Genomic DNA, 22,467 nt, shown 5'->3' on the forward strand with positions numbered 1-22,467 from the left:
TCAGGAACGGGTCGCGACTTCCGCGAGCCCCGTCCGGCCCACCGACTGCCAGCGCACCGGCGTCCCGTGCAACGCCGTGACCAGCGACTTCACCACCACCAGGTACGTCAGCTGCCGATAGGCCAACTGCTGCAACGGGAACGTCCACAACGGCCGCAGCGACTCCCCGTCCAGCCGCAGCGCGTACCCGGCACTCACCGTCTGCATCGCCAAGAACAGCGCCCACACCACCAACGCCCAAGGCGCATCGGCGATGAAAGCCCCGTAAACCACGTAGACGTCCAGGGCCGGCGCGAGCAACGGCAGGACCACGTGGAACAGCAACAGGTACGCCAACCCCAGCCGGCCCATGCGCCCCCGTGCCGCGCGGTGCTTCCACATCGACTGCAACGTCCCGTAAGACCACCGGTACCGCTGCCGGTACAGCCCTCGCACGCCCGTGGGCACCTCGGTCCACGCCCGCGCGCCCGGCTCGTACACCACCCGCCACCCCGCGCGCGTGATCGCCATCGTCGCGTCGGTGTCCTCGGCGAGCGTTTCCGCGCTGATCCCGCCGACCTCGTCCAGCGCGGCCCGCCGGAAGGCGCCGATCGCGCCCGGGATCGTCGGCAGGCAGCCGAGGGCGTTGAGGATCTGCCGGTCCAGGTTCGAGCCCGCGCAGTACTCCAGGTGCTGCCACCGCCCGAACACGCCACGCCGGTTGGCGACCTTCACGTTGCCCGACACCGCGCCGACACCGTCGAGGCCCAACGGCCGGACGACCTTGCTCACCGTGTCCGGCTCGAACACCGTGTCCCCGTCGACCAGCACCAGGGCGTCGTGCCGGGCCGCGGCGATGCCGGCGTTCAGCGCGGCCGGTTTGCCCGCGTTGGCCTGCCGCACGACCCGCACGCCGGTCAGCCCCAGGCCCTCGACCAGGTCGGCGGTGCCGTCGGTGGACCCGTCGTCCACGACGACCACCTCGACCTCGGCCGGGTGGCGTGACGCCACGATCGACGTGACCGCCGCGACGATGTTGGCCGACTCGTTGTACGCGGGCACCACGACCGACACCGGTGGCGCGTGGTCGACCTCCACCACGGCGTCCAGCCGCCGCAGCCGCCGCGAGGTGTGCGCCAGGCCCAACTGCATGATGGTCCGCAGCAGCGCCAGGAGGGCCACGATCGCGCTCAACACCCCCAGCACGAGCACCATCGTCCCGCCGTGCCGCTGGGCGAACCCCAACGCGTGCCCGGTGACCCGCTGGCCGAACCCGGCCTCGACGCTGCCCGCGCGCCCGGTCGCCTCGCCCAGCCCGACGAACCGGTGCGCCGGGTACCGGTCCGCCACCAGGTCCACGACCCCGGGAGCGCTGCTGGTGACGTGCAGCCGCACCACCCGGCCGACGTCCGTCGCGGCCAGGATCGCCTCGGGGTCGCGCACCTTGGCGTCCGCGGTGTCCGGGTCCGGCTCGGACAGTCCACTGTGCACCGGCACGACCGCCGCCAGCGCCGCCCGGCTGAACGCGCCGTCCAGCGACGAGTCCGGTCCCGCCCGGAAGGCGCCCACCCCGACCTCGTGCCCCTCGGCCACCATGCGGCGCACCAGGTCCGGGTGCCGGTTGACCGCCGAACCGACCACGAAGAACGTGGCCCGCACCTTCCGCGCGGCGAGCTTGTCCAGCAGCCGGGGCGTGTAACGCGGGTCCGGGCCGCCGTGGAACACCAGCACCACCGTCCCCGCCGGCACCGGCTCGGCCACCGCGGACGGCCGCGGCGACGCCGCCGGCACCGCCGTCGCGTGCGCGTGGAAGCTCAACGCCCCCAACAACAACGCCAGGCCCACCAGCAGCGAGACCCAGTGCGACCTCACCCCGCCTGCCCCACCACCGTGGCGAGGATCACCAGCGCCAACCCCAGCAACGACGCCGCCAGAGCGACGCCGACCACGCCCATCAGTCCCCGGCGTCTGCCCGTCTCGTCGACGAAGACCTGCTTTGCCACCACTGTCCCCCCACGCGCACCACCGCGACGACGACGCCCGCTGCCACCGCGACCACCATCGCCGGGAACGCCCGCACCACCAGCGGCGCGGACGCGATCACCAACTCCCGCAACGACTTCCCGCCCAGCGCGGCACCGCCCACCACCAGTGCCGCGCACAGCACGGGCGGCGAGGGCACGACCGTCCACAGCCCCACCGGCCGCACCGTCGCGGCGGCGAGCACCGCGCCGAACACCAGGAGGACGCCGAAGGGCCACCCGGGGTGCTCCCCGTCCACCCACAGGCCGATCCCCGCGAACACCCCGGCCACCGCGAGCGCGGCGAGACTCGGCAGGTGTGAGATCCGGTCAACCACCGTGCGCCCCCAGCGTCTCAACGGCCCTCAGGCTACGCGACGGGGAGCGTGGTTCGTGCGGCAGCGGCACAGCCTGCGGCACGGCGGACCTGGACCGCACCGGCCGCGGGCGTTCCCGAAGTCCGGGCGGTGCACGCACCGTCGACGGCGGACGGCATCCCCTGTGTGGATTAACCAAACACCGCCCACCGCCACGGCCGGGTGACAACCTTCGTCGGCTATTGCCCCGCGTGGGGTGCGAGCGCAGTCTCTGTGGACCACCTCGAAGGACGCCCGGTGGTGCGGAAATCGGCAGCGACCCCGGCGTAACGCCGAAGGAAAAGCCCGTCCGCGCCACCGAATTCCGCGCGCCCTTCTCCGCCGTGCCGGTTCGAAAGGGTGAGCGCCATGACCGATCCGCAGAGATCCCCGTCCGAGAACGACCAGCCCTTCATCCCCGAAGGCGACCCGCTCGACCTGCCCGCCGGGCAGTTGACCACCGTCGACGCCGACACCTGGTACTACTTCCGCGCCCAGTTCCTCACCGAGGACGGCACGAACGCCTTCGGGTACTTCCACCCGGTCGGCCCGAACCCCAGCACGTCCTTCTGGGACTACATCTGCATGCGCACCTGGCTGGAGAACGCCTGCCAGTTCAAGCTGGAGGACACCGACGAACGCGGCTGGTCGAAGTGGCTGATCCGCGCCGACGGCAACCACCTGTGCCTCAAGGCGACCCTCTGGTACTACCGCGCTTCCGCCTACACGACCCGTTTCGCCATCGTCGACGGCCTGCTCTACAACGACTACAAGGGCGGCCCGGCGGGCGCGGTGTGGGACCAGACCCTGGTGTCCCCCGCCTACTACGTGGGCCAGAACCTCGGCGAGCGCTACAACCTCACGCAGTGCCAACTGATCCCGGTGGGCGCCGAGGCCGAAGCGCCGACCCCCGCCGGCGCCGGTGCGCCGGGCGCGGTCACCCCTTCCTGAGCACCTCGATCACCGCGGGGTAGTCGGAGCCGCCGTGCCCGGCGGCGACCGCCCGCTCGATGAGGCTCTTCACGTGCTCCAGCAACGTGGCGTCGACGCCGCGGTCCCGCGTGGCGTGGATCAGGTGGTCGGCGGCGGAGATCTGCATGTCCAGCCGGGCTTCACGGCTGGTGAAGTCGCCGCTGTCCACCTGGCCCGCCATCGCGGGCAGGAACGACGCCACGGTGCCGAGCATGCCCTGGGCCATCGGCAGGAAGTCGGTGGCCGTGACGCCCTCGCGGCCCACCAGCGCGGTCGCCTGGAGGTAGCCGGTGAGGGCGCCGTACATGATCGTCAGCAGGGCGGTGTCGAACAGCGCCGCGAACCCCGGGTCCGCGCCGACGTGGGTGGCGGTGCCCAGCGCTTCGAGCACGCTTTCGGTTTCCTCGTAGAGGTCCGCGGCTCCTGAATAGAGGATCACGGCCTGCGGGGTGCCCACCGCGGGCGGCGTGGTCATGATGCCGCCGTCGAGGTAGCGCCCGCCCCGCCGGTCCACCTCGGCGGCCAGCTCGCGGGCCTGGTCCGGGGTGCCGGTGGTGAGGTTGACGACCACCTTGCCGGCCAGGTCGCCGGGCAGGGTGTCCCGCACCGCGCGGTAGTCCAGCACGCACACCACGACGACCGGGCTCGCGCCCACCGCCTCCGCCGCCGTCGCGGCCCGGGTCGTCCCTTCCGGCCCCGGCCGGTCGGACCGCGTCCAGACGGTCGTCGGGTGCCCGGCGTCGCGCAGCGCGGTCGCGAGCGCGGTGCCCATCAAACCCAGGCCGAGCACGGTCACGTTCTCTCGTTCGCTTGTCACGACTTGATCCTCAGCCGGGCGCCTACACTGATCAAGTACGCACAAAATGGTGACCACTCACCTTTTGGTAACCGGGGGGCGGTTCGGCGGTGGCGCGGAAAAGGCCTTACGTGTGCGGGCTCGACGCGGCTCTCGACGTCGTCGGCGGCAAGTGGAAGGTGCTGATCCTCTGGGCGCTGTCCACCGGGGACAAGCGTTTCGGCGAGGTGAAGCGTGAACTGCCCGGCGTGAGCGTGAAGGTGCTCACCGCGCAGCTGCGCGAGCTGGAGGCCGACGAGATCGTGGCGCGGCGGGAGTACGACGAGGCCGTGCCACGCGTGGAGTACTCGCTGACCGAGTACGGCCGCTCCCTCAACGAGGCCCTCGGCCCACTGGGCGCGTGGGGCGCCCGCAACCGCGCCCGCATCGAGTCCCTACGCACCTGACCGCTTCGCGTCGTACTCCCGCCGCGCCTTCTCCACCGCGTCCAGGTTGGGCGACCACTCGGCGATGGTGGCGAACAGCGGCGCGAGGCTGCGGCCGAGGTCGCTGATCTCGTACTCGACGCGCGGCGGCACTTCGGCGTAGTAGGTGCGCACGACGAGCCCGTCCCGCTCCAGCTGCCGCAGCCGCTGGGTGAGCACCTTGGGGCTGATGGTCGTGATCCGCCGTTCGAGCTCCACGAACCGCTGGCGGCCGTACTCGTGCAGGGCCCAGAGGATCGGGGTGGTCCAGCGGCTGAAGACCAGGTCCACCACGGGCGAGATCGGACAGGCCAACTCGGGCGGCAGGTCGTGCCGCAGTGTGGTCTCGCTCACGTTCACCGTCACTTTCCTCTAGGTACCTACTACCCCGAGGATAGTAGCTTCGCTCCCGTAGATCACTTCCGAAGGAGCGAAACATGATCGTGGTGACCGGGGCGACGGGCAACGTGGGCAGGCCGCTGGTGCAGTCCCTGGTGGCGGCCGGCGAGGACGTGCTGGCGGTGTCGCGAGGTGCGGGCATCGAGGGCGTGCGCCACCACCAGGCCGATTTGACCGACCCATCCACCTTGGCTCCGGCCCTGAAGGGCGCGTCCGCGGTGTTCCTGCTGACCTCCGCCGACTACCTGGGTTCCGGCGCGGCTTTCGGTGACCTGGTGGACGTCGTGCGGGCAGCCGGCGTGCCGAGGGTCGTGCTGCTGTCGTCCCAGGGCGTGGCGACCGGCAGGCACCCCGGCGGGTTCGAGGAGGCCGTCCGCAACTCGGGTCTGGAGTGGACGATCCTGCAACCGGGCGCCTTCGCCAGCAACGCCTTCCAGTGGGCCCCGACCATCAGCACCACCCGCACCGCCGCCGCCCCGTTCGGCGACGTGGCCCTGCCGGTCGTCCACCCGTCCGACATCGCGGACGTCGCAGCCACCACCCTGCGCTCCACGACCCACGCCGGCCGGACCTACGTGCTGACCGGCCCGGCGGCGATCACGCCTCGACAGCAGGTGGCGGCGATCGGCGAGGCACTGGGCGAGCCGGTGCGGTTCGTGGAACTGAGCCGGGAGGAGGCGAAGGCGGGAATGCTCCAGTTCATGCCGGAACCGATCGCCGAAACGACCCTGAACGTGCTCGGCACCCCGACCCCGGCGGAACAGTCCGTGAGCCCGGACGTCGAATCAGTCCTCGACCGCCCCGCCCGCCCGTTCGCGGACTGGGCCCAGCAGAACGCCGTGGCGTTCAAGTAGCTGCGCGTCAGCTGACGATCGTGACCCCGGACCAGTAGATCGGTGTGCTGCCGCGGAGCCCGCGATGGTCGCGCACGACTGCGAAGTCACTGGTGAACGTGCTGCCATCGGTACGGGTCCCGCGCAGCTCCAACACCGTGCTCAGGCCCGATCGACGGACGCCGACCACCTCCGGCCGGTCCTGGGTGGGCGCCCACCCCGACTGCCGCGCGCTCTCCACCAGGTTGCGACAAGTTGCGTCGGCGTCGGCGATGGCCTCGCACAACAACGTGTAGGCACCGGACCGGGCGTACCGCACAGTCTCGTCGAGCACGGCCTCCGCTTCGGCCCGAGTGGGCGGGACCGGGTCGTCGTCCTCCGTCCAGGCCGCGTGCAGGCCGATCAGGAGGGACACTCCGAGCATCGTCGCCACCGTGGCGCGTGCACGCCGGGTGTTCCGCACATCTGCCATCTCGAACCCCCACGGCGGACGGTGAAAGCGGTACCACGCACTGTATCCGGTGCGTGGTACCGATCCCCGCGAAACGCGGTGGGGCCGGTGGGGTTCGAACCCACGACCTGACGGATTATGAGTCCGCTGCTCTGACCAGCTGAGCTACAGCCCCCTGACGTGCGGTTCAGGAGAGTACAGATCAGTCGGCCCCGCGTCTCAGCAACCCGTCAGCACGTGACCAAGCTGTGCGCCGGCCGCTACGGAGCCCCGAGGTCGGACGGGCGGTAGCCGGTCGGGTAGCCCGGGTACGTGCGGTTGCCCGGGTCGTTGGTCAGGCGTGGGGTCTTGCGGGGTGGTAGGTGGCGGACCGCCTTCGCGCGCAGGCGCAGGGCGTGGTGGGCCAGGCGCGGGAGGACGCGGGGTGGTGGGGTGAAGCCGAAGGCGGTGAGCATGCGGTCGTCGAGCATGGCCAGCACCGCCTGCGCGGTCCAGCTGTGCGGCACCGGGTACCAGGAGCAGAACAGGTCCAGCGTGTACTGGCCGATCTGGCGGTTGGTGTCGCTGTGGACGAACCGGGTCTGCTCGTACGTCCGCTTGAAGGAGCGGAAAGCGTCGTAAGACGACGGGATGTCGGTGATGGCCATGCGCGCGCCGACCGCGCGGTAGAAGTGGAAGGCCGCCAGGCGCTCCTGGATCGTCAACGGCCGCCACCCGAAGCGGTCCAGCCAGTCGATCGGCTCGTAGACGAACGTGGACAGCACGTACTTCATGTCCTCGTTGTCGATGTCGTACCGGCCGTGCAGCCGGTTGACCACCCGCAGCGCCTCCTTGCCGCGCGGCGAGTCGTAGCCGTGGTCCACCAGCTCCGCCATCAGCAGCGCGGTGTCGTCGTAGCGCTTCTGCGGGCGGTGCTCGAACTCGCCGGTCTTGGCCAGCAGGCGGGAGATCGACGGGACGCAGTAGGTCTTGAACAGCGCGAACTCCAGCGACCGCACGTAGTCCCACGGGAACTCGTAGCCCGACGACAGCCGCATGATGCGCTGGTGGTCGCGCTCGGGGTCCAGCGACTCGATCAGGCGGCGGGTGGCGAAGCGGTCCGGCACACCCCCAGAGCCTGCCGGCAAAAACCGGCCCGGAACGTGTGACAAACGGGTGATGCCCGGGTACCCCGTACCCATGAGACGACGAAACCCCAGGTCAGGTGACCTGGGGCTGCCATCGCGCTCCCCCAACTGGATTCGAACCAGTAACCCTTCGATTAACAGTCGAATGCTCTGCCGTTGAGCTATGGGGGAATGTTCGGTTGTCTCGCCGGGCCTCGCGGCCTGACAGGACGTAACTCTAGCGCATGCGGAAGAGTGCTTGCGAACACCCCCCTCCCTTTGCGGCAGGATGGGTTGTGACCAGGCACGATGGGAGGAGAGGAGACCTCATGAAGGGCATCCTGCTCGGCGCGGCCGTCGGCTACGTCCTGGGCGCCCGGGCCGGCCGGGAGCGGTACGACCAGATCGTCCGCGCGTACCGCGCCCTCGCCGACCACCCGGCGGTCCAGGGTGCGGCCGGGATCGTCCGCGCGAAGGTGAGCGAGAAGACCGGCTTCGGCAAGAACCGGGGCCGCCCGAAGCAGACCGCGCACGCCAACGGCCACCGCCCGGACCCGGTGATCCCACGCGCCTGACCGGCGCCTTAAGACCGTCCGCCGGGCACACCCCCGAGGTGCCCGGCGGACGGCCCTGCCTCAACGCACGTGCGCGACCGCGAAGACCCGCCGGAACGGGAACCACGTAGTGCCGTCCACCCGCTCGGGGTAGGCCGCACGCAGCCGAGACGCCAGCACGTCGAGGAACTCGGCCCACGCCCCGTCGTCCAGGGCCGCGCGCACGGGCCGCAAGGTCGTCCCCTTGCACCACTCCAGCACGGCGTCCGACCCGGTCAGCCGCTGGAGGTAGGTCGTCTCCCAGGCGTCCACCTCGGCCTCGCCCAGCACCTCCGCATACCCCGCCGGATCGAGCACGGGCGCTTCCCGCAACACCACCTCCGGGCACAACTCCCGCGCCACCGCCCGCACGATCTCGTGCGACGGCCCCGCGAAGTTCCCCGGCACCTGCATCGCGAGCCAAGCCCCGGACGGCAACTCCCGCACCCACCGCCGCAACAACTCCTCATGCCCCGGCACCCACTGCAACACGGCGTTGGTCACCACGACATCGGTGTCCTCGGCAGGCCGCCAGACCGCCACATCCTCGACCCGAGCCTCCAGCCCCCGCTCACGTGCCGCAGCAACCATCTCAGCCGACGAGTCCAACGCCTCCACCACCGCCGACGGCCACCGCTCGGCCAGCGTCACGGTCAGGTTCCCGGGCCCGCACCCCAGGTCCACCACCCGCCGCGGCGACCAGGCCCCGACACGCGCCACCAGCTCGTGGAACGGCCGCGCGCGATGGTCGGTGAACGCCAGATACTTGGCCGGATCCCACACAGGCACCCCCTAAACAGTACGGACGTACGGACACCGTACGCGCGTACTGCTACCACGTCCACCACCCCGCCCGGCTTTTCCACGCCCGGCTTTTTCGGCGCGCGAAGCGCGCGGTGGTCCCAACCACAGGTGAAGGGCCTCGGTTCCCCCGCCGTATGGCCTGCCCGAAGGGCTACCACACTTCGGGTCGGGTGCAGCCAAAAATTTTTGCGAGGAACGAGCCAAAATTTTTCGCGGCACCCGGCCCGAAGTGTGGTTGGCTCCGCCAGGCCATGCGGCGGGGGAACCGACGCCCTTCACCCCCCGCTGGCGGCCTGCCGCGCGGCGAGCGCCGCTTGTGATCTTTTGATTCTTTTCATCTTTCGATCTTGAGAGCGCGAAGCGCGTCAGCCCCGCAAAGCGGCGATCTTCCGCGCCACCCCGGCCGCGATCTCCCGCAACTCCTCGCTGTCCGCCCCAGCATCCGGCCGCACCTGCAACACCAACCCAGCCGCCCCGGGCACCTTGCGCTGCACGAACCACGCCCGCAAGTCGTCCCGCCGCTCGCTGACCTTGATCGACCCGGTCACCCGCGCGTGCACGACCTCCGGCACCTTCCCCGGCGACTCCAGCACGAACCGCACCGCCGGCAGATCCCGCAGCACGACGGCATCCCCGGCGTGCCCGTCCTCCACGGCCTCGACCACGCTCAACGCCCCGCCGCGCCAGATGGCCTTGCTCACCAGGTGCCACCCCACCCGGCGCGGACCCGGCAGCCACAGCCCCAACGACGTCGCCACCAGGAACCCACCACCGACCAAGCCACCACCAACCGAGCCGCCACCGACCAGGCCGCCCCCAACCGAGCCGCCACCAACCAAGCCGCCACCGACCGAGCCACCGCCAACCGGGGCGAACGCCAGCACCACCTCGTCGCGCTCCAGAACCCCGGTGAACCCCTCGGGCGCACCCGACCCGAACAACCGCCGCAGCACGCCCCTCACAGCCCGCTCACCGCCTGTTCGCCGAGCTCCTTGTGGTAGGCCTCCAACGCGATCAGGTCGCCGAACAGCGCCCGGTACTCGTCGGCCTCCTCGACCGGCGACACCCGCCGCAGCCGCGACTTGATCTCCACGATCTGCGCGGCCACCAGCAGCTGCTGCAACCGGGTCAGCACGCTCTGCACGTACCGGTACTCGTCCTCGGCCCGGACCTGCAACGGCTCCACGGCCAGCTCGGTCAGCACCGACCGCACGACCTGCTGGTGGCAGTTGCGGTTCACCGCGTCCACGAACGCCGGGCCGGACAGCCCGCCGGACGCGCCGCCCGCCTCCCGGATCGCCTGGTGCAGCGCCAGGTACACCGGGTGCGTGAAGGCCTCGTCGGGCAGCGAGTCGTAGTACGGGCCGGCCATCTCCGGCAGTTGCAGCGCGGCCTTGACCGCCTCCCGCTGGTGCCACAGCCGCGGGTCCCGCGGATCGGGCCGCGTCGGCCCGTCCACCTCGACCGCCAACGCACCCTGGTTCGGGTCCACCGGGCGCGGGCGTCCCTTCGAGGCCGAGACCCGACCGTTGGCGACCTCCCGCACCCGCTTCACGACGGTGGCCTCGTCGTCCCAGCCGACCCACCAGGCGAGCTTGGTCGCGTAGCCGTCCCGCTTGGCGCGGTCCTTGATCTGGGCGACGAAGGGCACCATCTTCTTCAGCGCCTCGACGCGGCCGTCCACCGAGTCCAGGTCGTAGGCCTGCAACTGGGTCCTGATCGCGAACTCGAACAGCGGGGTGCGCCGGGCCACCAGGTCGCGCACGGCGACGTCGCCCTTGGTCTGGCGCAGCTCGCACGGGTCCATGCCGTCCGGCGCGATCGCGATGTAGGTCTGGGCGGAGAACTGCTGCTCGCCCTCGAACGCCTTCAGCGCCGCCTTCTGGCCCGCCGCGTCGCCGTCGAAGGTGAAGATCACCTCGCCGTTCAGCGAGTCGTCGATGAGCAGGCGCCGCAGCACGGTCATGTGGTCCGCGCCGAACGCCGTGCCGCACGACGCGACCGCGGTCGGCACGCCGGCCAGGTGCATGGCCATCACGTCGGTGTAGCCCTCGACCACCACGGCCTGCCGCCGCTTGGCGATCTCCCGCTTGGCCAGGTCGAGGCCGAACAGCACCTGGGACTTCTTGTAGATCGGGCTCTCGCTGGTGTTGAGGTACTTGGCCTGGATCGGGTCGTCGTCGAAGATCCGGCGCGCGCCGAAGCCGACGACCTCGCCGCCGAGGTCCCGGATCGGCCACAGCAGGCGGCGGTGGAACCGGTCGATCGGCCCCTGCCTGCCCTCCTTGGTCAGCTGCGCCTTGATCAGCTCGGCCAGCTCGAACCCGCGCCCGAGCAGGTGCTTGGTGAGCTTGTCCCAGCCGCCGGGTGCGAAGCCGCAGCCGAACATCCGGGCGGCGGCCTCGTCGAAGCCGCGTTGCGCCAGGAACTCCCGCGCCTGCACGGCCTCCGGGGTGGCCAACTGCTCGGCGTAGAACTCGGCGGCGGCCCGGTGCGCCTCCAGCAGCCGGGACCGGGTGCCCCGGTCGCGCTGGACGGTCGCGCCGCCGCCCTCGTAGGTCAGCTGGATGCCCGCGCGGTCGGCGAGCCGTTCCACCGCCTCCACGAAGCCGAGGTGCTCGATCTTCATCACGAAGGCGATCACGTCGCCGCCCTCGCCGCAGCCGAAGCAGTGGAACGTGCCGTGCGAGGGGCGAACGTTGAAGCTCGGCGACTTCTCGTCGTGGAACGGGCACAGCCCCTTCAACGCACCACCGCCGGCGCGGCGCAGCGAGACGTGGTCGCCCACCACGTCGTCGATCCGGCTGCGCTCCCGCACCAGCGCGATGTCGCTGTCCCGGATTCGTCCTGCCACGTCGACCGAGTCTAGTGCCGGCAGACTGGACGCCGTGACCGCCGCCGAAGAGACCCTGGCCGACGACTTCACCGACCACCGGTCGCACCTGATCGGCGTGGCCTACCGGCTCACCGGCAGCGTCGCCGACGCCGAGGACGCGGTCCAGGAGGCGTGGCTGCGCCTGTCCGGCCTGACCACCGGGGCACGGGCGGGGATCGCCGACCTGCGGGCGTGGCTGACCACCGTCGTGGGCCGGATCTGCCTGGACCGGCTGCGGTCGGCCGCCGTGCGCCGCGAGCGGTACGTGGGCCAGTGGCTGCCCGAGCCGTTGGTGACCTCGGTGGAGGACGACCCGTTGGACGCGGTGGTCCGCGACGACGGCGTGCGCATGGCCGCCCTGGTGCTGCTGGACAACCTTACGCCCGAGCAGCGCGTGGCCTTCGTCCTGCACGACGCCTTCGGCGTGCCCTTCGACTCCATCGCCACGACCTTGGGCTGCACGGTGGCCACGGCCCGCCAGCACGCCTCGCGGGGCCGCCGCGCCGCCGCCGTGTCCACTCCCCCGCCCCGCGTCGCCCTGGACGAGCAGCGCGAGGTGCTGGAGAAGTTCCTGGCCGCCCTGCACAGCGGCGACCTGGAAGCGGTCGTGGGCCTGCTGCACCCGGAGGCGATCATGGTCGGCGACAGCGGCGGCAAGGCCCGCACGGCGATCAACGTGGTCCGCGGCGTGGACAAGGTCGCCCGCTTCCTCATGGGCCTGCTGCGCAAGTACGGCGGCGTCCCGACCGGCGAGTTCGTGCTGGTCAACGGCGACCTCGGCCTGAAGATCCCGGCCCAGGGCGAGGTCGCCGCCCGGGTCGGCAGCCTCGTGGTGCGCGACGGCAGGGTCGCCGCGTTCTACGACTTCGCCAACCCGGACAAGCTCCAGCACGTGACCTTCTGACCGACCCCTGCGGCAGCGCCTTCTACGGCATGGGCACCCGGCACGCGTCCCCGGACGTGAAGCCCTGGTCCACGATGCCCAGGGCGGAGTTCATGCGGGCCCGCATGTTCTCCAGGGCGATCAGGTAGGTCAGCTCCACCAGGCCGTCGTGCCCGAGCCGCCGGTCCAGTTCGGCGACCTGCTCGTCGGTCACCGCGGTCGGGGTCTCGGTCATGGCGTCCACGTAGGCCAGCGCCAGCTTCTCGACCTCCGTGTAGCGGTCGGAGTTCGCGTAGTCGTGGACCTCGCGCAGCCGGTCGATGTCCAGACCCGCGTGCTTGATCAGCATCATGCCGAAGTCCACGCACCACGAGCAGCCGAGCTTGACCGCCGTGGCGTAGACGACCAGCTCGCGCAGCTCCAGCGGCAGCACCTTCGCCGCCTTCTCGACCGCCATCTCGTGCCGGGCGCTCGCCATCGTCAACCTGGTGTGGTGCGCCGCCACCGCCACGGGCTCCGGCACCGCGCCGAACTTCCGCTTGGAGAACCAGTACACCGCCTTGAGCAGCGGGCCGGCCTGCTTGGTCGTGACCGCGGGAATCCTGGGCATGTCCCCTCCTCGTCGTGGGTTCGCACGTCGTGGACGAGGCAGCCCGGCGGAACGTGACACCTTCAGGTGACTGGGTTGGGCGTGACGAAGGGCATAGCGTCGAGCCCCATGACCAGCCTCACCCTCGAACTCGACCCCGAAGCCGCCGGCCTGCTGGCGGGCACCCTGCTGGCCGGCGACTCGTGCGCGGTCCGGGTCCGGCACGGCGAGCGGGGCACCGCGCTGCTGTGCGCCCTGCCCGGACGCGGCGGCGAGGGCATGCGGTTGCAGCTGCGGTTCCCCAACCAGGAGCCGTCCGGTCAAGGCTCGGGTCACGGCTCGGGTCAGGGTTCGACGACCTGGGCCAGGAAGTAGATCGCGCCGGTCGCCGCGTGCCGCACCAGCAGCAGGTACGGGCGGTCGACGCGGACGGTCCGCGCGGGCGGGTACTCGACGATCGACGTCAGGCGCATCATCACGGCCGTCGCCGCCGCGCCCTCGAAACCCTGTTCGTCCAGGCGCAGCACGGCTTCGTGCACGACCTCGTCCACGCACAGGCGCGGGTCCGGGCTCAGCCCGGTGAGGTCGGCGGCCGGGGTGAACACCGCCTGGACACCGGTGGCGCGCAAGGCGTCGCCGAGCGTGGTGCCGACCTTGAGGTCCAGCTTGGGCAGGAAGAGCTCGACCCGCTGCCAGTCCAGGGCGTCGAGCACGTCCGGCACCTTCGTCGTCGCGCCCAGCTCGGACTCGGGCAGCAGCACGACGGCCTCGACGTCACCGCGCGCGGGCAGCGCCACCGCTTCCCAGCCGGGGACCTCGGCGTACTTGAGGTTCGCCTCCAGCCGCATGGTCGGCACGTCGGTCGTGCCGCGGAACGGTCGTGGCGCGGTGTCGTGCTCGGGGAACTTCTCCGTCCAGCCGCACTTGAGGTAGAGGGCGTTGACCAGCGCGGCCACCATGTCCGGGCGGACCGTCCCGGGCTCGAGCAGCTCCGGGATCAGGTCGCGGGTGGTGTCGGCGACGTCGGCGTTGATCAGCCGGCGGGTGCCCTCGGGGTCGGTGCGGAACGGTGCCTCGGCGACCTTCGCGCCCGGCCACGCGGACAGGTCGACCAGGAAGCCGTCGTCCAGCGGCAGCTCGTCCCACGCCCAGAGCGTGTTGGCGACGGCGAACTCCGCGTCCTCGCCGGGGGTCGAGGCCTGGAGCAGCTTGGCGTTGTCCGGTCCGAGGAGCGCGACCAGCTCGTCTTGGGTGCGACCACGCGCGGCCGCGGTGAGCAGGCCGAGCGCGCTGGCCACCGAGTAGGGCGACCAGCACGCGTTGTGCCGGCGATCGGGCGCGATGGCGTCGTGGAGCTCGAGGGCGAACGTCAGGTGCGCTCGATCAGGCACTGGGTCTCCTTCATGACTACGGGGTCGTCCGGGATCGGACGCTCACCCGCGCCGCTCGTCGGTCCGAGCGGGCGGGGGTGGCGGGGTTCGCGGACACCCGCCGACCCGTCGTCGGGATCGTCCCACCACGGGTCGTCCGGGAAGTCCCCCGCGTAGACGGGGTCCCGGCTCGGTCTGCGCCACGGCCACGGTCGGCCTGGCGGTCGCGTCGACTCCTCGGCCATGCCTTCGAGTGTGCCACCGGTCACACCCTCGCGGTTGCTCCTGTTCGCGCCCCCGACTGGGCCGCGTGCCACGCGATCGCTTGGGCGTCGGTGAGCAGGGCGACCTGGTCCACCACCACCCGCAGCCGGGCGGCGTCGTCCGGCGCGTCGTGCCACGCGGGCAGGAATGCCGGGTCCAACGCGTCGGGCGCGCGTTCCAGCAACCGGTGCACCAACTCGGTCACCACCTCCCGCTGCCGCTCCTGCATCTTCAACCGCTGCGGGTCGCTCATGACGTACCGCACGGCGACCGCCTTGAGCAGCGCGACTTCCGCCGCCACCAGCTCGGGCACCACCAGGTCGGCGTCGTAGCGCGACAACGGCCCGTCCCCGTACCGCTCCCGAGTGGCGCTCACCGCCGCCGAGGCGAACCGGCCGACGAGCTCGCTGGTGAGCCTCTTCAACGCGACCTGGGCTTTGAGCGAGCCGTCGTAGTCGGTGAGGTCCGAGATGACGGGCAGGGTCAACAGCTCCGCCGCCGTGGCTTCGAGCGTGGACACCGACTCGTCCGAGAAGTGCTTCGCGGCCAGCTCGGCGATCGCGGCCCGTTCCTCGGGGTCGCCGAGGGAGGACAGCGAGATCCGGTGCGCGAGCACGCCGTCCTCGACGTCGTGGACGGAGTAGGCGACGTCGTCCGCCCAGTCCATGACCTGGGCTTCCAGGCACCGCCGGCCGTCCGGGGCGCCTTCGCGGACCCAGCGGAAGACTTCGAGGTCGTCGGCGTACACGCCGAACTTGGCTTGGCCGGCGCGTCGGGGCCAGGGGTACTTGGTGGCGGCGTCGAGGCAGGCGCGGGTGAGGTTGAGGCCCCGGTCGGTCTTGGGTTCCAGGCGGGTGAGGATGCGGAGGGTCTGGGCGTTGCCCTCGAAGCCGCCGCAGGGTCCGGAGAGCTCGTTGAGCGCCCGTTCGCCGTTGTGGCCGAAGGGCGGGTGGCCGATGTCGTGCGCCAGTCCGGCGGTGTCGACGACGTCCGGGTCGCACCCGAGCTCCTCGCCGATCCCGCGCCCGATCTGGGCGACTTCGAGCGAGTGCGTGAGCCGGGTCCGCGGCACACCCGTGACCTCGGCCCCTTCACCGGGCCCCACGACCTGTGTCTTGCCCGCGAGCCGGCGGAGGGCAGCGGAGTGCAGCACCCGAGCCCGATCCCGCGAGAAGGGCGTCCGCTGCTCGACCCGAGCCCCGGGAACGACGGCCGACTTGGGCGCCTCGGGCAGCAACCGAGCACTGTCGTGTCCGCTGTAACCGCCGCTCATCCACCCAGCCTAAGCAACCACCCCGCCCCCCACACCCGCACGGCAGGGGGTTCGCCGTTACAGCGTGATGCCGTCGAAGACGTCCACCGGAGCCTTCATCAGGTGGTAGTACAGCAGCGCCCCGGTCTCGCGGCGGATGTAGAACAGCTGCGTCTCCCGCGTCTGCACGTTCGGCCCGCTGCGCGTCGGGGACGTCCACGCGTCCAGGCCCTCGTCCTCGGCCATCGTGCGGGCGCGCAGGGAGTGCCACGGGTCGGACACGATCACGGCCGTCTTCAGGGACTTCGCCCTCGCCTCGCCCGCCAGCGCGCGGATGCTGCCGAGGGTGTCGGCGCCCTCGCCCACCTCGATGATGTGGTCGGCGGGTACGCCCTTGTCCTCCAGCCACAGCCGGCCGGCTTCGCCCTCGGTGTAGTTGTCGCCGGGCTGCCTGCCGCCGGTCGTGGCGATGTACTTCACGACTCCCTGCTCATACAGGCGTCGCGCGTGTTCGAGCCTGGCCTCCAGGACCTCCGACGGCACCCCGTTGTACTGCGCGGCACCCAGCACCACCGCCAGGTCGGCGTGCGTGCGGTCGTCTTCGCGGGCCACCTGCCACACCCGGAACGCCGTCCCGCCCACCACGAGGAACCCGACCACCAAGGCGCCGATCACGGTGCGCTGGACCAAGCGGCGGAGGCGGGCCAGGAAGGTCACGCGGACAATAATCCCACACCCGAACGTGTGGCTGCGAGGATCACGGAATGCCCGCAGAGCAGCCCACGATCCTGGCCACCTCCGGCGGTTACCGGGCGGGCCTGCGCACGAACCTCGAGTTCGGTGCGCTGGTCCGCGAAGCCGTCGAACTGTCCGGAGCGACCCGACCGAAGCTGTGCCACATCGGCACCGCCGCCGGTGACCAGCGCTGGTTCAACGCCGACGTCTCCGAGGCCGGTCGGCTCGTCGGCTGGGAGGTCAGCCACCTCAACCTGTTCACCATGCCGCCCACGACCGACATCGCCGCCTTCCTCCTGGAGCACGACGTGGTGTGGGTCGGCGGCGGCTCGGTGGCCAACCTCCTCGCCGTGTGGGAGGTGCACGGGCTCGGCGACGCGCTGCGGCAGGCGTGGCAGGCGGGGGTGGTGCTGGGCGGGGTGTCGGCCGGGTCGATCTGCTGGCACGTCGGCGGCACGACGGACTCGTTCGGGCCGGAGCTGCGGGTGGTGACGAACGGGCTCGGGCTGCTGCCCTACGGCAACGGCGTGCACCACGACAGCGAGGCGTTGCGGCGGCCGGCGATCCACGCGGCGGTCGCCGCGGGCGAGCTGCCGCTGACGTACTGCACCGACGACGGCGCCGGCCTGCTGTACCGGGGTACGGATATGGTCGAAGCCGTGTCCGAGCGGCGGTCGGGAGGGGCGTACGTGGTGCGCAGGGACAACTCTTCAGGAACCGCACAGGAGGATTCCCTCGACATCCGACGCCTGTGACCCGAATTCTGGGTGTTGTGCGAACACTGTGGCGGTCGGCGCTCCTCGCGGGGGTGTCGCTGGTGTGCGCGGTCGCCTGCGGGTCGAGCGACCCCGTGCAGGTCGCGATGGGGCCTGCTCCGGCCGCGCCGCCGGCCCAGGAAGCCCCGCACCCCGTCAAGCCGCGCACGGCAGAAGCCCCGGACCTGGACGGCGCGGTCGAGCACGCGGTGGCCGACGTCGGGACCCTCGACCTGGGGCTGTCGGTGCTCGACCTGGAGACGGGCGCCCGGAGCGGGTCCCGGGCGGACGTGCCGTTCCGGACGGCGTCGCTGAGCAAGCTGATCATCGCGGTGGACGTGCTGTCGCGCGGGGACGTGGACGACGAGGACCGCGACCGGCTGCGGCGGGCGTTGAGCCTGAGCGACGACGAGGCCATGAACGCCCTGTGGGACGTCCACGACGGCATGGGCGCGGTGGACCGGGTGTCCGAGCTGGTCGGGCTGACCACGACGCACGCGCCGGAGGACTCGTCGCAGTGGGGTGACGTCGTGACGTCGGCGGAGGACCTGGTGCGGCTGTACCACTACGTCCTCACCGCGCTGCCCGAGTCCGAGCGGGACTTCATCGTGTCCGCGCTGACGGCCGCGCCGCGGACCGCGGCGGACGGGTTCGACCAGGACTTCGGGCTGCTCGCGCCGGGGCTCGGGGCGTACGCGAAGCAGGGCTGGATGTGGTACCAGCCCGCGGACCTGTACCTGCACAGCGCCGGGGTGGTGGCGGGGCGGTACGTGGTCGTGCTGCTGACGGTGCACAGCGGGGTGGACGAGGAGACGGCTCGGGAGCAGGTGACGGCGGTGGCGAAGTCGCTGGTCTCCGGGTTGGTGCCGAACAGCTGAAGCAGCAGAGCCCCGGGGCGGCGGTGCCCGGGACTCGGCTGGGTCGGACTTCCGGTTCGGGTCAGGGGCGGATCAGGTCCACCGTCCGGCCGGCGGTGCGGTGGGTGTCGGCCCACTGCTCGAGCGCCTGCCGGCACGCCTGGTCGAGGTGGCGCAGGCCGCTGAGGTCGACCCGGACGTGCTTGGTCAGCGGTAAGGCTTCCAAGGTGTCCAGGAGGCGGGGCAGGCGGAGGAAGGTCGCGTTGCCGCGCAACTCCACGTGTTCGTGGTCGGCGCCGTCCGGGGTCACCGTGACGGTCAGCCTCGACACGTCCCACGCCGTCTTCACCACGGCCGCCAGCAGGCCGGCGAGCGTGCCGGTGAGCAGGTCGGTCACCACGATCAACCCCGCGGTCAGCACCAGCACGGCCGCCTCGGCGCGGTCCGTGCGGGCCAGGGCCAGCACGCGCCGCGGTTCGAGGAGCTTCCAGCCCGCCTGGAGCAGGATCGCCGCGAGCGCCGCCAGCGGCACGAACGACAGCACCCCGGGCAGGGCCACCACGAACACCAGCAGCCACACGCCGTGCAGCACGCGGGACGCCTTGGTGCGCGCCCCCGCCCGGACGTTCGCCGAGCTGCGCACGATCACGGCCGTCATGGGCAGGGCACCCAGCAGGCCGCACACCGCGTTGCCGACGCCCTGCGCGACCAGCTCCTGGTTGTACCGGGTGCGCGGCCCGTTGTGCATGCGGTCCACGGCCGCCGCGCAGAACAGGGTCTCCGCCGACGCGACCAGGGCGAAGGTCACCACCGCCCCGAGCACACCGGTGTCGAACAGCGAGAAGTCGACCAGCCGCAGCTCGTCGGCCAGTGACCCGACCTGGATGCGCGGCACGGGCAGCAGCACGCCAAGCAGGCTCACCGCGACCACGGCCACCAGCGCGCCGGGCACCTTGTGGAACCGGGTCCGCTGCCACAGCGAGGCGATCACGAGCGTCAGCACGCCGATCACCACGGCCTGCGGCGCCGCCTCCAGCACCAGCCCCGGCAGGCCGGCGAACTTGGCGGCCGTGCCGGCCGGGGCCGTGGTGCCCGCGAACGGGTAGAGCTGGCCGAGCAGCAGCACCAGCCCGATGCCCGCGAGCATGCCCTGCACCACGGCGGGCGAGATGGCGCGGAACCAGCGCCCGAGCCGCACCAGACCCATCAGGACCTGCAACAGCCCCGCGCCGAGCACGATGACGCCCAGCGCTTCGAGCCCGTGCGTGGCCACCGTGTCGGCGACCAGCACGGTCAGGCCCGCGGCGGGGCCGCTGACCTGCAACGAGCTGCCGGGCAGCAGGCCGGCGACAAGGCCGCCGACCACGCCGGTGACGATCCCGAGCTCGGCCGGGACGCCGGAGGCGACGGCGACGCCGACGCACAGCGGCAGCGCCACCAGGAACACCACCAGCGACGCGGCGATGTCGGGCCAGTAGGAGGACGTGCGTCGTCCGGTGCTCATGACCATCACGCCACGGTCTCCTGCAACGGCTGGAAGCGGTCGGCCCCGCACAGCGAGACCTCGCCGGTCTCGATGTCGTAGAACCAGCCGTGCGTGCGCAGCTCGCCGGCGGCGATCCGGTCGCGGACGAACGGGTAGGCCTCCAGCGCGCGCAACTGGGCCAGCACGTGCTCCCGGCCCTCCTCGCGCAGGCCGGGCGTGGGCCGCCCGGTGCGGTACGGGGCGTGCGCGGCGAGCCAGCGCATCAGGGTGGGCAGGTGGGTCAGGGCGCGCCGGTCGGCGTGCAGGGCGTCCACCGCGCCGCAGTGCGAGTGCCCGCACACGACGATTTCCGAGACGCCCAGCTGGACCACGGCGAATTCGACGGTGGCCATCTCGGCGGACGCGGTGTGCGGGTTGAACTCGGGGATGACGTTGCCCGCCGTGCGCAGCTCGAACAGGCTGCCCGGTTCGGCTCCGGTGATGGCGGACGGGACGATGCGCGAATCGGCGCAGGTGATGAACAAAGCGGTGGGTGACTGCCCGGCGGCGAGTCTGCGGCCCGTTTCCGGGGACCTCCGCTGCGCGTGCGTCCGGGCGTGCTGAACCAGCTGTCGGAATTCCACGGGAATCCTCACAGGTCAGTAGTGGCTTCGGGATGCGGTTGTGCGTGCGCGTGCGGTGGGATCAGTTCCGGAACACCTGGAGGACCGGCGGTGTCAGCCGGGTGTGCAGGTGGTCGGCCGCGGCGACGCGCGGCAGGAGGTGGGCGGCGCGGATCGGCGCGCGCCCCACGGGCACGCCGTCCGGGGCCTGCTCGCGCCGGGCTGCGCCGGGGCGCTGGGTCGAGGACGCGCAGGTGCGGGGCTCGGGCCCCTTGCGGCACTCGCGGTTGGGCTCCTCTTCGGAGGGCGCCGGGGTGGTGGCCTGGTACCCGGACACCGCCGCGAGGTGGACCGGGCCGGTCGGCGACGGGGTGAACACGGCGACGAGTGCCAGCAGTGCGGCGAAGGCCGCGACGCGTTTCATGACACCCCCCCGATGAGTCGCTGCCCCCAGTTTCACAGCGTCAGGTGACGTGCGCGTGAATGACGGAGGGGCTTCGTCGGCTCGCGCAGGACATTCACCCCTTTGCCCGTGACACAGGTCATTCGGAAAGGCGAAGACTACTCATCGTGACGGGATTCAGAGTTGTGAAGCCGCGATGGTGAACGCCACCGCGCCACCCAGAGAGGTGATCGCCCGGACGTGGTTGCCGGGCACCCATTCCCTGAGGTAACGGGCCCAATAGTCCGTGCTGCCCCGCTGTTCGAGCGCGTTGTTGCGCGGGATGTGGTAGGCGGCGGTGAGCACGACGCCACCCAGCACGTAGAGCGCGGCCCCAACCCACCCGGCGACCGTGCCGCCGAACGCGGCCACCACGGACACCGCCGCCGTCCCGAGGAACGCGGTGAGGAACACGGGGTTGACCACCGCGATGTTGATCGCCCGCATCGCCGCGAGCCCTTCGGCCGGCGTGGCCCGACGCAGACCCGGCATGACCATCGCCGAGAACGCGAAGAACACGCCGCCCATGAGCCCGCAGCCCACGGCCGCGATGATCGTCAAGGTGAACATGGGGACAGTCAAGACGACCGCGGTGAGACTTTCCATCGCTTATCAGCTCGGATCCATATCCGTGCGTCTACGCTGGCGGCCGTGGACGCACTAGCCGGACTCCTGGACGGCCCCCGGGCGCGCGGGGCGTTCATCCTGCGCACCGTGCTGGACCCGCCGTGGTCCCTCCGCATCGAGGACCGGGCACCCCTGACCGTGGTCGCCTTCGTGCGGGGCTCGGGGTACGTGCTCCCCGACGGCGGCGAACCGGTGCCGTTCACCGAGGGGGACGTGGCCGTGATGCGCGGCCCGGACCCGTACACGCTGGCCGGCGACCTCGAGACGCCACCGCAGGCGGTCGTCCACCCCGGCGAGATCAGCACGACGCCGGACGGGGCGGCGCTGTGCGAGCAGTGGAACCTGGGCGTGCGGACGTGGGGCGGCAACCCGGACGGCTCGGTCGTGCTGCTGTCGGGCACGTACCAGTTGGACGGCGAGGTGAGCCGGCGGCTGCTGTCGGTCCTGCCGCCGCTGCTGGTCGTGCCGCCTTCGGACCTGCCGCTGGTGCCGTTGCTGTGCGCGGAGGTGGCGCGGGACGAGCCGGGCCAGGAGGCCGTGCTGGACCGCTTGCTGGACCTGCTGTTGATCTCGGTGCTGCGGGCGTGGCTGTGCCGGCCCGAGGCCGACACACCCGCCTGGTACCGGGCGCACGCCGATCCGGTGGTCGGCCGGGCGCTGCGGCTGCTGCACGCGGACCCGGCACGGCAGTGGACCGTGGAGTCGCTGGCCCGTGCGACCGGCGTGTCGAGGGCGGCGCTGGCCAGGCGGTTCACCGAACTGGTGGGCGAGCCGCCGATGTCGTACCTGACCGGTTGGCGGCTCACCCTCGCGGCCGACCTGCTGCGCGAGCCCTCGGCCACAGTGGCGTCGGTGGCTCGACAGGTCGGCTACAGCACGGCGTTCGCGTTGAGCACGGCGTTCAAGCGGGTGCGCGGCATCAGCCCGTCCGAGTACCGCGCCACCGCGTGATCCAG

At 71.7% G+C, this 22,467-nt stretch carries 28 protein-coding genes and 2 tRNA genes; 9 read left to right on the top strand and 21 right to left on the bottom strand.

The genetic code is table 11. From position 1 onward, the window contains the following. Genes DFJ66_RS15750 through DFJ66_RS15755 form a run of 3 tightly spaced genes read right to left on the bottom strand, consistent with a single transcriptional unit; the run spans position 1 to position 2,338 of the window. Positions 1-1,851, bottom strand: coding sequence for a bifunctional polysaccharide deacetylase/glycosyltransferase family 2 protein (locus DFJ66_RS15750; RefSeq protein ID WP_121222089.1), 1,851 nt, complete (start codon positions 1,849-1,851; stop codon positions 1-3). Further along, on the bottom strand, positions 1,848-1,982 hold the full coding sequence (locus tag DFJ66_RS45005; RefSeq protein WP_281276617.1) for a hypothetical protein: 135 nt from the start codon (positions 1,980-1,982) through the stop codon (positions 1,848-1,850). Before DFJ66_RS45005 ends, DFJ66_RS15750 begins: the two co-directional genes overlap by 4 nt. After that, positions 1,934-2,338: a DUF6542 domain-containing protein gene (locus DFJ66_RS15755; protein WP_121222091.1), complete on the bottom strand. Its 405-nt coding sequence runs from the start codon at positions 2,336-2,338 to the stop codon at positions 1,934-1,936. The genes DFJ66_RS45005 and DFJ66_RS15755 overlap by 49 nt, the downstream gene beginning before the upstream one ends. A 387-nt stretch (positions 2,339-2,725) precedes the next feature. Between DFJ66_RS15755 and DFJ66_RS15760 the strand changes: the two genes are divergently transcribed. After that, a complete protein-coding gene (locus tag DFJ66_RS15760) occupies positions 2,726-3,307 on the top strand; it encodes a hypothetical protein (RefSeq protein ID WP_121222093.1) in 582 nt (193 codons plus the stop codon). Here DFJ66_RS15760 and DFJ66_RS15765 read toward each other — a convergent pair. Continuing rightward, the gene (locus DFJ66_RS15765; protein WP_121222095.1) at positions 3,294-4,145 is read right to left on the bottom strand and encodes an NAD(P)-dependent oxidoreductase; all 852 of its coding nucleotides are present in this window, start codon (positions 4,143-4,145) and stop codon (positions 3,294-3,296) included. The two genes, DFJ66_RS15760 and DFJ66_RS15765, sit on opposite strands and share 14 nt — an antisense overlap. A gap of 89 nt (positions 4,146-4,234) precedes the next feature. Here DFJ66_RS15765 and DFJ66_RS15770 point away from each other — a divergent pair, with 89 nt between their 5' ends. Then, positions 4,235-4,570 carry a winged helix-turn-helix transcriptional regulator gene (locus DFJ66_RS15770; RefSeq protein WP_121222097.1) on the top strand — a complete coding sequence of 112 codons (336 nt, stop codon included), beginning with the start codon at positions 4,235-4,237 and terminating at the stop codon, positions 4,568-4,570. Here the strand turns inward: DFJ66_RS15770 and DFJ66_RS15775 are convergent. After that, positions 4,559-4,942, bottom strand: coding sequence for a winged helix-turn-helix transcriptional regulator (locus tag DFJ66_RS15775; protein WP_170199425.1), 384 nt, complete (start codon positions 4,940-4,942; stop codon positions 4,559-4,561). The genes DFJ66_RS15770 and DFJ66_RS15775 overlap by 12 nt on opposite strands. Before the next feature lie 83 nt (positions 4,943-5,025). Here DFJ66_RS15775 and DFJ66_RS15780 point away from each other — a divergent pair, with 83 nt between their 5' ends. Further along, positions 5,026-5,841 (top strand): NAD(P)H-binding protein, encoded by an 816-nt coding sequence (locus DFJ66_RS15780; protein WP_121222099.1) that lies wholly within the window; start codon positions 5,026-5,028, stop codon positions 5,839-5,841. Positions 5,842-5,848: 7 nt separating this feature from the next. Here DFJ66_RS15780 and DFJ66_RS15785 read toward each other — a convergent pair whose 3' ends face one another. From DFJ66_RS15785 to DFJ66_RS15800, 4 genes are all read right to left on the bottom strand, one after another. Then, positions 5,849-6,244, bottom strand: coding sequence for an ATP synthase subunit B family protein (locus DFJ66_RS15785; protein WP_147459279.1), 396 nt, complete (start codon positions 6,242-6,244; stop codon positions 5,849-5,851). Positions 6,245-6,371: 127 nt separating this feature from the next. Continuing rightward, positions 6,372-6,446, bottom strand: a tRNA-Ile gene (locus DFJ66_RS15790). An 85-nt stretch (positions 6,447-6,531) separates the two neighbouring features. Next, a complete protein-coding gene (locus tag DFJ66_RS15795) occupies positions 6,532-7,377 on the bottom strand; it encodes an oxygenase MpaB family protein (protein ID WP_246029771.1) in 846 nt (281 codons plus the stop codon). 120 nt (positions 7,378-7,497) lie between these two features. Continuing rightward, positions 7,498-7,569, bottom strand: a tRNA-Asn gene (locus DFJ66_RS15800). Positions 7,570-7,706: 137 nt separating this feature from the next. Between DFJ66_RS15800 and DFJ66_RS15805 the strand changes: the two genes are divergently transcribed. After that, a complete protein-coding gene (locus DFJ66_RS15805; RefSeq protein ID WP_121222105.1) occupies positions 7,707-7,952 on the top strand; it encodes a hypothetical protein in 246 nt (81 codons plus the stop codon). Positions 7,953-8,012: 60 nt separating this feature from the next. On the opposite strand, the gene DFJ66_RS15810 is transcribed toward DFJ66_RS15805, so the two are convergent. The 3 genes from DFJ66_RS15810 to dnaG all read right to left on the bottom strand — a co-directional run bounded on the left by DFJ66_RS15810 (position 8,013) and on the right by dnaG (position 11,628). Beyond that, positions 8,013-8,753, bottom strand: coding sequence for a trans-aconitate 2-methyltransferase (locus DFJ66_RS15810; protein WP_121222107.1), 741 nt, complete (start codon positions 8,751-8,753; stop codon positions 8,013-8,015). Between the two features lie 386 nt (positions 8,754-9,139). Beyond that, positions 9,140-9,736: a hypothetical protein gene (locus tag DFJ66_RS15815; protein ID WP_211351184.1), complete on the bottom strand. Its 597-nt coding sequence runs from the start codon at positions 9,734-9,736 to the stop codon at positions 9,140-9,142. Then, a complete protein-coding gene (gene dnaG, locus DFJ66_RS15820) occupies positions 9,733-11,628 on the bottom strand; it encodes a DNA primase (RefSeq protein WP_121222110.1) in 1,896 nt (631 codons plus the stop codon). The genes DFJ66_RS15815 and dnaG overlap by 4 nt, the downstream gene beginning before the upstream one ends. A gap of 34 nt (positions 11,629-11,662) precedes the next feature. Between dnaG and DFJ66_RS15825 the strand changes: the two genes are divergently transcribed. After that, positions 11,663-12,553 (top strand): sigma-70 family RNA polymerase sigma factor, encoded by an 891-nt coding sequence (locus DFJ66_RS15825; protein WP_246029772.1) that lies wholly within the window; start codon positions 11,663-11,665, stop codon positions 12,551-12,553. Positions 12,554-12,575: 22 nt separating this feature from the next. Here the strand turns inward: DFJ66_RS15825 and DFJ66_RS15830 are convergent, their stop codons facing one another. Beyond that, a complete protein-coding gene (locus DFJ66_RS15830; protein WP_121222114.1) occupies positions 12,576-13,142 on the bottom strand; it encodes a carboxymuconolactone decarboxylase family protein in 567 nt (188 codons plus the stop codon). 108 nt (positions 13,143-13,250) lie between these two features. Here DFJ66_RS15830 and DFJ66_RS15835 point away from each other — a divergent pair, with 108 nt between their 5' ends. Further along, entirely contained in the window at positions 13,251-13,496 is a 246-nt protein-coding gene (locus tag DFJ66_RS15835) for a hypothetical protein (protein ID WP_121222116.1), read from the top strand. Here DFJ66_RS15835 and DFJ66_RS15840 read toward each other — a convergent pair. Genes DFJ66_RS15840 through DFJ66_RS15855 form a run of 4 tightly spaced genes read right to left on the bottom strand, consistent with a single transcriptional unit; the run spans position 13,466 to position 16,724 of the window. Beyond that, positions 13,466-14,512, bottom strand: coding sequence for a serpin family protein (locus DFJ66_RS15840; RefSeq protein WP_121222118.1), 1,047 nt, complete (start codon positions 14,510-14,512; stop codon positions 13,466-13,468). The genes DFJ66_RS15835 and DFJ66_RS15840 overlap by 31 nt on opposite strands. After that, the gene (locus DFJ66_RS15845) at positions 14,491-14,736 is read right to left on the bottom strand and encodes a hypothetical protein (RefSeq protein WP_147459280.1); all 246 of its coding nucleotides are present in this window, start codon (positions 14,734-14,736) and stop codon (positions 14,491-14,493) included. The genes DFJ66_RS15840 and DFJ66_RS15845 overlap by 22 nt, the downstream gene beginning before the upstream one ends. A gap of 20 nt (positions 14,737-14,756) precedes the next feature. Then, positions 14,757-16,028, bottom strand: coding sequence for a deoxyguanosinetriphosphate triphosphohydrolase (locus tag DFJ66_RS15850; protein WP_121222122.1), 1,272 nt, complete (start codon positions 16,026-16,028; stop codon positions 14,757-14,759). 57 nt (positions 16,029-16,085) lie between these two features. Next, entirely contained in the window at positions 16,086-16,724 is a 639-nt protein-coding gene (locus tag DFJ66_RS15855; RefSeq protein WP_121222124.1) for a YdcF family protein, read from the bottom strand. A 47-nt stretch (positions 16,725-16,771) separates the two neighbouring features. Between DFJ66_RS15855 and DFJ66_RS15860 the strand changes: the two genes are divergently transcribed. Together DFJ66_RS15860 and DFJ66_RS15865 are read left to right on the top strand one after the other, a co-directional pair. Continuing rightward, positions 16,772-17,497 (top strand): Type 1 glutamine amidotransferase-like domain-containing protein, encoded by a 726-nt coding sequence (locus tag DFJ66_RS15860; protein WP_121222127.1) that lies wholly within the window; start codon positions 16,772-16,774, stop codon positions 17,495-17,497. A gap of 17 nt (positions 17,498-17,514) precedes the next feature. After that, positions 17,515-18,375, top strand: coding sequence for a serine hydrolase (locus tag DFJ66_RS15865; protein WP_147459281.1), 861 nt, complete (start codon positions 17,515-17,517; stop codon positions 18,373-18,375). Between the two features lie 61 nt (positions 18,376-18,436). Here the strand turns inward: DFJ66_RS15865 and DFJ66_RS15870 are convergent, their stop codons facing one another. The 4 genes from DFJ66_RS15870 to DFJ66_RS15885 all read right to left on the bottom strand — a co-directional run bounded on the left by DFJ66_RS15870 (position 18,437) and on the right by DFJ66_RS15885 (position 21,454). Then, positions 18,437-19,858 carry a SulP family inorganic anion transporter gene (locus DFJ66_RS15870; RefSeq protein WP_246029773.1) on the bottom strand — a complete coding sequence of 474 codons (1,422 nt, stop codon included), beginning with the start codon at positions 19,856-19,858 and terminating at the stop codon, positions 18,437-18,439. Positions 19,859-19,863: 5 nt separating this feature from the next. Beyond that, positions 19,864-20,463 (bottom strand): carbonic anhydrase, encoded by a 600-nt coding sequence (locus DFJ66_RS15875; protein WP_121222132.1) that lies wholly within the window; start codon positions 20,461-20,463, stop codon positions 19,864-19,866. A gap of 61 nt (positions 20,464-20,524) precedes the next feature. After that, positions 20,525-20,866 carry a hypothetical protein gene (locus DFJ66_RS42760; protein WP_170199428.1) on the bottom strand — a complete coding sequence of 114 codons (342 nt, stop codon included), beginning with the start codon at positions 20,864-20,866 and terminating at the stop codon, positions 20,525-20,527. A 156-nt stretch (positions 20,867-21,022) separates the two neighbouring features. Next, positions 21,023-21,454 (bottom strand): anthrone oxygenase family protein, encoded by a 432-nt coding sequence (locus tag DFJ66_RS15885; RefSeq protein ID WP_211351186.1) that lies wholly within the window; start codon positions 21,452-21,454, stop codon positions 21,023-21,025. A gap of 81 nt (positions 21,455-21,535) precedes the next feature. On the opposite strand from DFJ66_RS15885, the gene DFJ66_RS15890 reads away from it, so the two are divergent. Beyond that, positions 21,536-22,462, top strand: a complete 927-nt coding sequence (locus tag DFJ66_RS15890) for an AraC family transcriptional regulator (RefSeq protein WP_121222138.1) — start codon at positions 21,536-21,538, stop codon at positions 22,460-22,462. Positions 22,463-22,467: the final 5 nt, after the last annotated feature.

This window comes from Saccharothrix variisporea (assembly GCF_003634995.1).
Classification (GTDB): Bacteria; Actinomycetota; Actinomycetes; order Mycobacteriales; family Pseudonocardiaceae; genus Actinosynnema; species Actinosynnema variisporeum.